This is a genomic window from Gordonibacter massiliensis (ex Traore et al. 2017), from assembly GCF_019731765.1.
GTDB lineage: Bacteria > Actinomycetota > Coriobacteriia > Coriobacteriales > Eggerthellaceae > Gordonibacter > Gordonibacter massiliensis.
In genome coordinates this window covers 223,245-235,694 of sequence record NZ_JAASIO010000004.1, presented here as the reverse complement: position 1 = coordinate 235,694, position 12,450 = coordinate 223,245, and the positions used below count along the sequence as shown (strand labels likewise).

10 protein-coding genes are annotated in these 12,450 nt (G+C 68.0%); all 10 read right to left on the bottom strand.

Annotated elements, in window-relative coordinates; all coding sequences use genetic code 11:
- Positions 1-3: 3 nt before the first annotated feature.
- The gene (locus HCH03_RS07000; RefSeq protein WP_221688910.1) at positions 4-1,293 is read right to left on the bottom strand and encodes a S41 family peptidase; all 1,290 of its coding nucleotides are present in this window, start codon (positions 1,291-1,293) and stop codon (positions 4-6) included.
- Between the two features lie 22 nt (positions 1,294-1,315).
- Entirely contained in the window at positions 1,316-2,221 is a 906-nt protein-coding gene (ftsX, locus tag HCH03_RS06995) for a permease-like cell division protein FtsX (protein ID WP_080143439.1), read from the bottom strand.
- Positions 2,214-3,053 (bottom strand): cell division ATP-binding protein FtsE, encoded by an 840-nt coding sequence (gene ftsE, locus HCH03_RS06990; protein ID WP_438821624.1) that lies wholly within the window; start codon positions 3,051-3,053, stop codon positions 2,214-2,216. The genes ftsX and ftsE overlap by 8 nt, the downstream gene beginning before the upstream one ends.
- Before the next feature lie 46 nt (positions 3,054-3,099).
- Positions 3,100-4,074 carry a transketolase family protein gene (locus HCH03_RS06985; protein WP_221688909.1) on the bottom strand — a complete coding sequence of 325 codons (975 nt, stop codon included), beginning with the start codon at positions 4,072-4,074 and terminating at the stop codon, positions 3,100-3,102.
- A complete protein-coding gene (locus tag HCH03_RS06980) occupies positions 4,067-4,906 on the bottom strand; it encodes a transketolase (protein WP_221688908.1) in 840 nt (279 codons plus the stop codon). Before HCH03_RS06980 ends, HCH03_RS06985 begins: the two co-directional genes overlap by 8 nt.
- A gap of 14 nt (positions 4,907-4,920) precedes the next feature.
- Positions 4,921-6,015, bottom strand: a complete 1,095-nt coding sequence (gene prfB / locus HCH03_RS06975) for a peptide chain release factor 2 (RefSeq protein ID WP_080145197.1) — start codon at positions 6,013-6,015, stop codon at positions 4,921-4,923.
- Between the two features lie 7 nt (positions 6,016-6,022).
- Complete coding sequence (gene secA, locus HCH03_RS06970) at positions 6,023-8,833, bottom strand: preprotein translocase subunit SecA (protein ID WP_221688907.1); 2,811 nt, start codon at positions 8,831-8,833, stop codon at positions 6,023-6,025.
- A 230-nt stretch (positions 8,834-9,063) separates the two neighbouring features.
- Positions 9,064-9,282, bottom strand: coding sequence for a type II toxin-antitoxin system BrnA family antitoxin (brnA, locus tag HCH03_RS06965; protein ID WP_246599811.1), 219 nt, complete (start codon positions 9,280-9,282; stop codon positions 9,064-9,066).
- 13 nt (positions 9,283-9,295) lie between these two features.
- Entirely contained in the window at positions 9,296-9,568 is a 273-nt protein-coding gene (locus HCH03_RS06960) for a BrnT family toxin (protein ID WP_221688905.1), read from the bottom strand.
- A 105-nt stretch (positions 9,569-9,673) separates the two neighbouring features.
- Entirely contained in the window at positions 9,674-12,292 is a 2,619-nt protein-coding gene (locus tag HCH03_RS06955; RefSeq protein ID WP_221688904.1) for an AfsR/SARP family transcriptional regulator, read from the bottom strand.
- Positions 12,293-12,450 lie beyond the last annotated feature (158 nt).

Below are 12,450 nucleotides of genomic sequence, written 5' to 3'. Positions count from 1 at the left end.
GCGCTATTCCCGCACGAGGGACTGGGCGGTTTCCAGGGCCAGGTTCTTCTGGTTGTCGCTGCCGGCATCGCCGCCAAGGCCCACCGACACGTCGGGCGTCACGCCCACGCCGTCGAACGAGCGCCCCTGGGGGCTCAGATAGTAGGCCGCCGTGTAGCGCAGCGCGCCGCCGAAGCTCAGGTCGCGCACCACCTGCACCGACCCCTTGCCCAGCGTCGAGGCGCCCACGAGCGTGGCGCGCTGGCTCTCCTGCAGCGCGGCGGCCAGCACCTCGGCGGCGGCGGCGGTGTTCTCGTTCACCAGCACCACGAGCGGCTTGTCGGTGGCCACGCTGCCCGTGGCCGACTTCACGCTCTTGCCGTCCTTCGTCTCGATCTGCACGATGGCGCCGCTCTTCACGAACAGGCTCGCCAGGTCCACGGCCTGCGTGAGGTACCCGCCGGGATTGTCGCGGATGTCGAGCACGAACGAGAGGGCCCCTTGGGCGCCCAAGTCCGCAAGCGCCTGCTTCACCAAGCTGGACGAGTTCTGCGTCAGCTGCTTCACCTTGATGTAGCCCACGGTTCCGGAGAGGCTCGTCGTGACGTTCTTCACGTCGTACTTCGAGCAGGCCAGCGTCGTGGTGAACTCCTCGCCGCCCTCGGCCTCGAGCGCCGCCGGGCGCCGCCACGTCACGACCACGGTATCGCCCTCCGCACGGTCGAGCGAGGCCGTGACCTCGTTCATGGACCACTCCTGGCCCCGGTCGCCGTCGACGGCCACCACGAAGTCGCCTTGGCGCACGCCGGCCGCCTGGGCCGCCGAGCCGTCGAACACGTCCACGGCATAGGCCAGCCCGTTGTATTCCGAGAACAGCACGCCCACGCCGGAGTAGCTGCCCGAGCTGTCGTGCATGAGGGAGGAGTAGCGCGCCGGGTCGTAGTAGCGCAGGTAGGGGTCCTCCGTGGTGTCGGCGAACGCGTCGAGCACGCCCATGGTCGCCGTGTCGAGGTCGTAGGAATCCAAGGAGTCGTTGGCGAGCGCGTCCTCGACTTCCGAGACGCGCGCCGATAGCGAGTTGTAGGCGTTCTTGTCCTTGGCCGCCGCCGTGCCCGCCGCGGAATCGCCGTTTTCGAGCAGCGGGGCGAAGCCGAGCGACGAGAGCAAGGCGTCGTTGCCGCGCACGGCGAAACCGGCCACGAAGGCCGCGCAGAGGAACACGACGAGCGCGAACGTCCTCATCAAACGCAAATTGCGGGCCCGCGCTTTACGCGCGGACGCCGCAATCTGCTTGTTGTCTCCATGCCTTGCCATATGCAAGCCGCCTGCGCGGCCGTTACACCTTCAGGTAGCGGCGCATGGCCAACGCGGAACCCAAAAGGCCGATGACCAGGCCCGCGACCACGAGCGCGACGTAGATGAGCAAGAACATGTTCAGGCTCACGTCGAAGGACAAGAACGGCAGCGCGCTCTGCAGCTTCGGCAGCGCCATGTTGCGCAGAAGCTCCAGCACGCCCACCGCCAAAAGCGAGCCGATGACGGCGTGCAGCGCGCCTTCCATGAGGAAGGGCCCGCGGATGAAGCCGTTCGACGCGCCCACGAGGCGCATGATGGCGATCTCCTTGCGGCGCGCCAGGATGGCCAGGCGGATGGTGTTGTTGATGAACACCATGGCGATGAAGATGAGCAGCGCGATGAGGGCGATGCCGATGTAGCGCACGTAGTTCGTGAGCGTGAACAGCTTCTCCACCGTCTTCTGGCCGTACTTGAGGGAATCGTCCACGGTGTCGTAGCCGTAGATCTTCTGGTACGTGGCGTTGCTGCGGATCGAATCGGCCACCTGCTCCACGAGCTGCGGGTCGGAAAGCTCCACGTCGATGGACGCGGGCAGCGGGTTCTGCCCGTCGAGCGCGTCGATGATGTCGGTGGTGGACGTCGAGCGGAAGTTCTCGAGCGCCTGGTCCTTGGTGGTGAAGCCGACCGAGGCCACGCCTTCGAGGCCGCGGATGTAGCTCTCCACCTGGTCGATGTCGCTCTGCGAGGCGTCGTCGGCCACGAACGCGGCGATGGACACCTCGTTCTCCACGCCGGACACCACGTTCTCGACCACGAGGCCGCCGACAAGGAACACGCCGATGATCAGCAGCGACAGGAAGATGGTGACGATGGAGCCGAGCGCCGTCGAAAGGTTGCGCGTGAAGCCCGTCAGGGACTCTTTGAGGAAGTACGCGAAACTAGACATCGAAGCCGTACACCCCCCTATCCTGGTCGCGGGTCAGGTGCCCGCGGTCGAGCGCGACCACGCGGCGGCGCATGTTGTCCACCATCTCGCGGTCGTGCGTGGCCACGAGCACCGTGGTGCCCGTGCGGTTGATGCGCTCGAGCAGGTCCATGATGCCGCGCGACGTCTGCGGGTCGAGGTTGCCGGTGGGCTCGTCGCACACCAGAAGCGGCGGGCGGTTCACGATGGCGCGCGCGATGGACACGCGCTGCTGCTCGCCGCCGGAGAGCTGGTCGGGGCGCTTGTTGAGCTTGTCCTGCAGGCCCACCAGGCGCAGCACCTCGGGCACCTGCGTCTTGATGACGTGGCGGCTCTTGCCGATGACCTCGAGCGCGAAGGCCACGTTCTCGAACACGGTCTTGTTCGGCAGCAGCTTGAAGTCCTGGAACACGCAGCCGATGTTGCGGCGCAGATACGGCACGCGCCAGTTGCGCATGGTGGTGAGGTCCTCGTCGGCCACGTAGATGTGGCCCTGCGTCGGCTTCACCTCGCGGATGAGCATGCGGATGAAGGTGGACTTGCCGGAGCCGGAATGGCCCACGAGGAAGATGAACTCGCCTGCGTAGATCTGCAGCGATATGTCGTTGAGCGCCGGCTTGTTGGGCTGCGCGGGGTACACTTTCGTCACATGGTCGAAGGTGATGACCGGTTTGCCCGTCTGCTGGGGAATGTCGTCGACCTCCAGAACGGGCAGCGACGCAGAAAGCTGCGCAGTAGCCTGTCGGGAAGCCGCGTGGGCGCCGGTGCGACCCGTCGGGCGCGCAGAACCCCCTTGGCTGGAAACGTTCGTCACAGAATGCTCCGTTCGAATAGTGATGTACTGAGACGGCTAGATTCTATCAGACTTGCTTTCGCGCCATAACGTTCTTCACAGCTTCGACAAGCGCCCTCGCGTCCAGGTTGAAGTACGCCATCAGCTCCTCGAACTCGCCCGATTTGCCGAACGCGTCGCGCATGCCCACGAACTCCACCGGAGTCGGGAGCTTGCGCGCGAGGACCTCGGCCACGGCCGATCCCAAGCCGCCCATCACGCTGTGCTCCTCGGCCGTGACGACGCAGCCCGTCTTGGCCGCCGAGGCCAGGATGGTCTCCTCGTCGAGCGGCTTCACGGAGAACGCGTCGATCACCTCGGCGTCGACGCCTGCGTCCGCCAGCATATCGGCCGCCTTGAGCGCCTGCTCCACCTCCACGCCGCAGGCCACGATGGTGACGTCGGAACCTTCGCGCAGCACGTAGGCGCGCCCGAGCTCCAGCTCCACGTCGTCGGCGTACACGCACGGCACGCTCGCGCGGCCCATGCGCACGTAGACGGGGCCCGGCTCGGCGGCCGCCAGGCGCAGCGCGGCGCGCGCGGCGGCGTAGTCGGCCGGCACGAGCACGCGCATGTTCGGGAGCCCCCGCATGAGCGACACGTCCTCGAGCATCTGGTGGCTTCCGCCGTCGGGTCCCACGGAGATGCCGGCGTGCGTGGGGGCCACCTTCACGTCGAGGTTGGAGTAGCACACGGTGTTGCGGATCTGGTCGTAGGCGCGCCCCGTGCCGAACACGGCGAAGGAGCCCGTGAAGGCCACGTGCCCCGTGACGGCCAAACCGGCGGCCACGTCCACCATGTTCTGCTCGGCTATGCCGCAGTTGAACAGGCGGTCGGCGTATCCGGCGTCAGCGAGCTTCTTCGTGGTCGTGGAGCCCGTGAGGTCGGCGTCCACCGCAACGACCGGAACGCCCTCGCCCGCGAGCTCGGCGAGCGTCGCTCCGTAAGCCGCGCGCGTGGCCTTCTTCTGCTTGGCTTGGTCCTCGCTTGCGAGCTTAACCACGGCAAGCCTCCTTCCCCTCGGCGCCCTCGAGCGCGGCGAGCGCGTCGGCGGTTTGCTCGGCATTCGGAGCCTTTCCGTGCCAGCCCGCCTCGTTTTCCATGAACGGAACGCCCTTGCCCTTGACGGTGCGGGCGATGACCGCGTGGGGCTTGCCCGCGCGGGCGGCCTTCGCGGCTCCGAGGACCTCGACCAGGGCACTCGCGTCATGGCCGTCCACCTCGGTCACGTCCCATCCGAACGCGGCGAACTTCGCGCCCAGGTCGCCCGGATCGCACACGTCGCAGGTGCGCCCGTCGATCTGCAGCCCGTTGCGGTCGACGACGGCCACGAGGTTGTCCAAACCGCGGTGCGCCGCGAACATGGCGGCCTCCCACACCTGGCCCTCCTGGCACTCCCCGTCGCCCAGCAGCGCGAACACCGCCTGCGGCTTGCCGTCGAGCTTCAGGCCTGCGGCGGCGCCGGCGGCGATGGACAGCCCCTGGCCGAGCGAGCCCGTGGACACCTCGACGCCGGGCAGCTGGTTCGAGTCCGGGTGGCCCTGGAGCCGGCTGCCCAGCTTGCGCAGCGTAGCGAGCTCGTCGGTCGGGAAGTAACCGGCCTGCGCGAGCGCCGCGTACAGCGCCGGCGCCGCATGTCCCTTCGCCAGGATGAAACGGTCGCGCCCCTCCCACTCCGGGTGCTCCGGGTCGTGCTCGAGCACGCCGCCGAAGTACAGCGCGGCCAGGATGTCGGCGCACGAGAGCGATCCGCCCGGGTGCCCGCTGCCGGCCTCCGCGATCATCCGCACGATGTCGGCGCGCATCTCCGTCGCCCGCCGTTCAAGCTCGGTCATTTCGTTTCCTTCCGTTATTGAGAGACTCGCCACTTGTGATAGCCTATCACGAAATCCTCCAGGTCGCCGTCGAGGACGGCGTCGACGTTGCCGGTTTCCACGCCGCTGCGCACGTCCTTCACCATCTGGTAGGGATACAGCACGTAGTTGCGGATCTGGCTGCCGAACGTGTTGTCCATGCGGTCGCCGCGCAGCTCGGCCAGCTCCTCCTGGCGCTTCTGCTCCTCGCGCTCGTAGAGCTTCGCCTTGAGCACGCGGAACGCCGCCTCCTTGTTCTGCAGCTGGGACTTCTCGTTCTGGCACGTCACCACGATGCCCGTGGGCAGGTGGGTGAGGCGCACGGCCGAGTCGGTGGTGTTCACGCACTGGCCGCCGGGGCCGCTGGAGCGGTACACGTCCACGCGCACGTCGGCGGGATTCAGGTCCACCTCGATGTCGTCGGGCAGCACCGGCAGCACCTCCACGCCCGCGAACGTGGTATGGCGGCGCTTCTTGTCGTCGGTGGGGCTGATGCGCACGAGGCGGTGCACGCCGTTCTCGCTCTTCAGCATGCCGAAGGCGTTGCGGCCCTCGATCTGGATGGTGGCCTTGTCCAACCCGATGCCCTCGCCCGGCACCACGTCGAGGATCGTGACCTTCCAACCCTTGTTCTCGGCGTAGCGCACGTACATGCGGTAGAGCATGTCGGTCCAGTCCTGGGCCTCGAGGCCGCCGGAGCCGGGGTTCACCGTGAGGATGGCGTCGCCGCCGTCGAAGCGCTCGGAGAACCACGACGTGATCTCCAGGGCGTCGAGCAGGCCCGACAGGCGCGCCAGCGCGGCGTCGGCCTCCTCGGCGAACGCCTCGTCCTCCCCCGCCAGCTCGAGCGCGGCGCGGGCGTCTTCCAGAAGCGCCGCGGCCTCGTCGTACTCGCGTATGGTCTCGCGCAGGTTCGACGCCTGCTTCGAGACGCCCTGCGCATGGGACGCGTCGTCCCAGAAGCCGGGGGCCGCTATCTCCTCGTCGAGCTTCGCCAGCTCGGCCGTCTTGTCGTCTATGTGCAGGAAGCCGCGCGCGTCGCTCACGCGCTCGGCCATCTGCTCGATGTCTCGTTCGTTGCTGTCTGCCATGTTCAACCTATGCGTTTTTGCCGTGGCACTTCTTGTATTTGAGGCCCGAGCCGCAGGGGCACGGATCGTTGCGGCCCACGTTCGCGAAGGGATCGTCCTTGTCCTTCTCGTAGGTCTGCGGCTTCGCGGCCGCGGGCTTCGGAGGCGGCGCGGCCTGGCCGGACGCCTGCGCGGGCGGTGTACGGCGCGCGGCGGCCACACCCGTTTCCTCGAGCGCCTGCTCGGGCGAGGAGTAACTCACCTTGCCGTCGAGCGGGCTCTTCTCCTCGGGCAGCTCCGGGGCCTGCTGCACGGCTATCTGCAGGCGCAGAAGCGTGCGCAGGTAGTCCTCGTACATGGACGCCGTGAGGTTCTGGAACGCGTTGTAGGCCTCGTTCTTGTACTCCACGAGCGGGTCGCGCTGGCCGAACGCGCGCAGGCCGATGCCGGCCTTGAGGTAGTCCATCTCCTGCAGGTGGGCCATCCAGCGCGTGTCGATGATGCGGAGCATGACCTGCGCCTCGAGGGTTTTGATGACCTCGCCCAGCTGCTCGGCCTTCTCGGCGTACACGCCCTCCAGATAGTCCACCAGCGCGTCGGCGAGCAGGGCCGGGTCGTCCTCGTGGTCGACCTCCGCCACTTTGAAGTCGTCGCGACCGGTCATGTTCGCGGCCCACGTCTCCACGGGCTTGACGTCCCAGTCGTCGCTCGGCACCTTGTCGGGGCAGTTCTCGGCCACCACGGCCTCCACCGCCTCGCGCACGATCTCGGGAATGCGCTCGGCCATGTCCTTGCCGTCCAAAATGGCGTTGCGCTCCCCGTAGATGGCGGCGCGCTGCAGGTTCATGACGTCGTCGTACTCGAGCACGTTCTTACGGGCTGCGAAGTGCATGCTCTCCACCTGGCGCTGGGCGCTCTCGATGGCCTTGGACACCATGCCGGCCTGGATGGGCATGTCCTCGGGCATGTCGGTCTTCTCCATCATGCGGCCGATGGAGTCCATGCGGTTGCCGCCGAACAGGCGCATGAGGTCGTCTTCCAGCGACAGGTAGAACTGCGTGACGCCCGGGTCGCCCTGGCGGCCGGCGCGGCCGCGCAGCTGGTTGTCGATACGGCGCGACTCGTGGCGCTCGGTGCCGATGACCGTGAGGCCGCCCGCCGCGATGACCTGCTCGTGCTCGACGGCGCAGGTCTCCTTCGCCTCGGCGAGCGCGCTCGCGCGCTCCTCGTCGGAGGGCGCCGGCATGGCCGCCTCGTCCGTTTCGGCCGCCTCCTCGTCGTTCAGGGAGCGGTCGGGGTCGAAGCCGCGCGCGCGCAGCACGTCGTCGGCCATGACCTCGGGGTTGCCGCCCAACAGGATGTCGGTGCCGCGGCCGGCCATGTTCGTGGCGATGGTCACGGCGCCCACGCGGCCGGCCTGCGCGATGATGTGCGCCTCGCGCTCGTGGTTCTTCGCGTTCAGGGTCTCGTGCTTGATGCCGCGCTTGTCCAGCAGGCGCGAGAGCTTCTCGGAGCTCTCGATGGACACCGTGCCGATGAGGCAGGGCTGGCCGGCCTGGTTGCGGGCGGCCACGTCGTCGGCCACGGCGTTGAACTTCGCCTCCACCGTGCGGTAGATGAGGTCGTCCTCGTCCTTGCGGGCCACGGGGCGGTTCGGCGGGATGGCCACGACGGGCAGCTTGTAGATCTCGCGGAACTCGGCGTCCTCGGTCATGGCCGTGCCGGTCATGCCGGAAAGCTTCTCGTACAGGCGGAAGTAGTTCTGCAGCGTGATGGTGGCGAGCGTCTGGTTCTCCTCGCGCACGAGCACGTGCTCTTTCGCCTCGAGCGCCTGGTGCAGGCCCTCGGAGTAGCGGCGGCCCTCCATGATGCGGCCCGTGAACTCGTCGACGATCTTCACCTCGCCGTTCACCACGACGTAGTCGACGTCGCGATGGAACAGGAACTGGGCCTTCAAGGCCTGCTGCAGGTGGTTCGCCATCTGCCCCGACGGGTCGGCGTAGATGTCGTCGATGCCGAGCATCGACTCGATCTTCTCCAGGCCGCTCTCGGTGGCGTTGATGGTCTTCTTCGCCTCGTCCATGTCGAAGTCGACCTCGGGCACGAGGCCGGGCATGACGCGGGCGAACTTGTTGTACGTCTCGGCGGCCTGCGTGCCGGCCCCGGAGATGATGAGCGGTGTTCGCGCCTCGTCGATGAGGATGGAGTCGACCTCGTCGACGATGGCGAAGTGGTGGCCGCGCTGCACGCGGGCCTCGGCGCGCGTGACCATGTTGTCGCGCAGGTAGTCGAAGCCGAACTCGGAGTTCGTGCCGTACGTGACGGCGGCCGCGTAGGCGGGTTTCTTCTTGTCGGGGCGCATGCCGTTCTGGATGAGGCCCACGTCCATGCCGAGGAACCGGTAGATCTGCCCCATCCACTCGCTGTCGCGACGGGCCAGGTAGTCGTTCACCGTGACGATGTGCACATTGTGGCCGGGGATGGCGTTCAAGTAGCCGGCCAGCGTGGACACGAGCGTCTTGCCCTCGCCGGTTTTCATCTCGGCGATCTGGCCGTCGTTCAGGGCCATGCCGCCGATGAGCTGCACGTCGAAGTGGCGCAGGCCCAACGTGCGCACGGACGCCTCGCGCACGGTGGCGAACGCCTCGGGCAGCAGGCTCTTCAGATCCTCGCCCGCGTCGGCGCGCTCGCGGAAGGAGGCGGTGAGGGCGCGCAGCTCGTCGTCCGACTTCGCCTGCATCTCCGCTTCGAGGCCGTTGATCTTCTGAGCCGCCGCCTCGTAGTTCTTAAGCTGCTTGCCCTCGCCGAGCGTCAGCAGCTTGGATAGGAATCCTGCCATGTGATGCGCCGTCCTTCTCTTGGCTTTGAACAGTACTTGCTACTCTAGCATAACGCGCCTCGCGTCAGAGGAAATCCACAGGGCACGCAAGGCCCCGCCGCGCGCCGGCGAGGGCGCGGCGGGGCTCCGTTTTTCCGAAGCAGCCTTCGCGTTCGGCCGGCTGCGCGACGGCCGAGCGGCGCTCCCTCGGAATGCGCCGCGGCTTCGACGCGCAGAGGCCGGCGAGCCGCTCAGGCGCTCCTGCGCGCCGCCTCGTCGTCGAGGCGTTCCGCGATCCACGTCTTGATGACCGCTTGGCGGCCGATGCCGATCCGCCGAGCCTCGCGGTCGAGCGCCTCCACCACCCATGCGGGGAAGTCCACGTTCACGCGCTTGGTTTCGGTCTTATCCTCCACCACGGCCGAATCGAAGTCGAAGAACTCCGTTACATCCTCGCCACGGTCAAACATCTCCTCAAGGTTCTCAGAGGTTATCTTGGTGCCTCGCATAGTAGCTCCTCTCTTTTTCCGTCGATCGCCTAACCGATATGATACGAACCCGATCACCTCGATCGGTCACTATCGCCGTCCAACACACGCCGCGTACCATGCCGACAACGGCGTAACGGCGCTCGTCTCGTTTCTTGGCGGATGCCCTCACATGGGGCTCGTCCCACAGCCTCTGCGCCTCTCCGAAGTCGATGCCGTGCTTCGCAAGGTTCCGCGCGCTTTTCTGCGGATCGTATTCGAATTCCATTATAGCTCCTTATAGGTATATTTACCATACCTTTATTATTCAATAATGCTCTCTTCTTCACGCACATCGCCATCCATGCGGAAGCGGTGCGGAACGGCGCCGTCGTCAATCCAGCGGCTCCTCCGTTTCGATGATGCTGCGATAGAGCGCCATGGTCTTGAGCGAAGGGTCGATGCCCAGCTCCGAGGTGAGGAAGCGGCGGCAGGAGAAGTACGTCTCGAGCGCGGCCGTGCGCTGCCCGGCGGCGATCTGGGCCCGCATGAGGGCCGTGTAGGCGTCCTCGCGCGTGCGGTCGCGACGCAGCGCCGCGCGGGCGAACCACAGTCCCTCTTGCGCGTCGTCCGATTCCACGAGGCGATCCGCCGCCGCGACCAGCGCGTCGACGAGCTGCACGCGGCATTCGCGGCGCGCCTGCACCACGAACTCGTTGTCCTGCTCGCTGGGCATGAGGTCATCGGCGAACGCGTCGTCGATCTCGGCGTAGAGCTGCGCCCATCCGTCGGCGCCGGGCTGCCCGAACAGCAGCATGCGGCACACGGCGTCGAACCGCGCCACGTCGGTGTTCAGCAGGCGCTCGTCGAGGCGGCACCCGTTCTGCTGGCGCACGAGGTAAGGGCACGTGCCCGACGGGCCCGACAGGGCGCTGCGCAGGTACGACCAGATGGAGTAGAAGTTTTTGCGCGCCGTTTCGATCTCGCTCTCGGGCCACAGGATGCGCACGAGCCGGTCGCGCGGGAACTCGCGGCCGCGGTTGAGCACGAGCAGCGCCAGAAGCGTCTTCACCTTCTGGCGGCGGAAGCGGCGCGGGTCGACGGGCGTGTCGCCGATGCGCACGTCCAACCCGCCGAACAGGTTTACGGTGAGCAGCGGGACGATGGTCGCGCTGCGCCCCTTCTCGGGCAGGTAGCGCCCGTCGAGGTACTCGTCGGGACGCGCGGCGGCGCGCTCCGCCCTTCGCTCCTCGCGCTCGCGGGCAGCCCGCTCGAACGAGCGCCTCTGGGAGAACAGCTCCATCTCCACGCGGTGCAGCATGAGGGCCTCGGAAGCGCCGAGCGGCTCGATCGGGCCGAGCGCTCCCCGCTCGCGAACCCGTTCCAAGGCGAGGCCGGCCGCCGCGACGAACAGGTCGCGCGGCCGATCGCCCGCCTCCGCGAGCCGCGACCGCACGAACGTCTCCAGCCGGACCAAGGCCGCAGCGCGCTCGGACGCCTCGTCGGACCGAGCGCCCTCCCTCCCCTCGGCCACCTCGTCGAGCGCCCATGCCGCCGCGAGGGCGCGGGCATCCTCGTCCGCGCCCTCCATGCGGCATGCGGCGCCGTGCGCGAGCCACGAGGGGTCGTCGAGCAAGGTCAGCTGCGTTTGGACGAGCGGTCGCCAAAACGCCGCATCGGACGCCCTTCCCTCGTCGCGGTTCTTCGTCGAAGGCTCCGCGCCGCCCCCTTGCGGTCCTGCGAGCCGCGCGAGCTCTTCGCAGGCGCGCTTGCGCGACGGGCCCTTGCCGCGCCTCACGACCACGAGCGCCGCGAGGGCGCGCACGCCGTCGGGTGCCGACAGGTCGAAGGCGACGCGTCGGGCGAGGCCGAGCGCCCCGGTCGTGTCGCCGAGCGCGGCGAGCCTTGCGGCCTCCCCCAGTTCGAGCCGCGGGTTCGCCAGGGACGCGGCTTGCCCGAGCGAGGCGTACAGCTCGTGGGCCGACAGCACGCACACGCCCTTCATAAGCGCCCGCGAGCGCTCCGTCAGCCATGCCGCCCGCGCGCCGCGCGAGCAGAGCACCCCCACCAGCTCGCAAGCCCGCTCGCAGCGGGCGCGGGCGACGAGCGCGTCCGCCCAGCGTCCCGCGAGCGCGTCGCGCCCGGCGAAGCGCGAACGGGCGGCCAGGGCGTCGATCTTTCCGGCGACGGCCCGCGCCACGGCCGATGCGGGGAAATCGGGCGCCTCGAAGCGCTCGCCGCGCCGGTCGATGCCCAGATAGGGATAGCTCGACGCCATCAGCGCTACGAGGTCGTCGCCGCAGGGTCCGAACGCATCGACGTCGAGCACGGAGCCCCGCCCCAGCACGAGCATCGTGGACATGGCCAGCAGCACGTCGGCGGGCAGCTCCTCGCGCAAGGCGCCGTCGAGGAAGGCCTCCTCCGCGCCGGATGGACCCCATACCAATGCGGGAATGCGCTCGGCCGGGGGAACCGCGGAGGCCGGCCGCGCCGCCCGGTCGTCGACGGAGCGGCCGGCATCGACCTCGACGTCGGAAAGCAACAGCTCGACGGCGGACAGCTTGAGGCGGTCGTGCTGAAGGGGCCCGTACGCGTCGCACGAGGGCGTGCACGTGGCCAGAACCTCGCAACCGCGTCCGAGCAGGTCGTCGAAGGCTGCGGAAAGCGACGCCGCGCGGGCCGCGTCGAGCGGAGGGACGTCCTCCACCACGACGAGGAACGGCTCCTCGTCGGCCATGGTCAGCGAGGACACGATGATGCCGCGATCGAGGTCGCGCAGGAAACAGGGGCTGCGCCCGTTGATCCAGAACACGTGCTCGAACGAGAACACCGTGTCGGAGTACTCCATAGCGAGGCCGCTTTTGCCGAACCCTTCCGGCGCGACGAGGAATCGGGCGACATGCCGCTCGCGCAGAAGCCGCGCGATGAGGTCGGGCCTCGGGTAGTGGCGCTGGGACGCCAAGTGGTTCGGTCGACGACCCTTGCATGCCGATTGTTCCAAGAATCCAGTCATAGGGCAACGCTCCTCTCGTAGAGGCAGCGCATCGGCCCTGATGGTTCGCTTATCATAGTCGCAGGGTCAGCGTTATGCAAGACCCGACATACGTTCGTATCCGCACACCCCTACCCCTTCGAGAGGACCGACCGGGTTCCGAAGCGCAGGGAAACGGT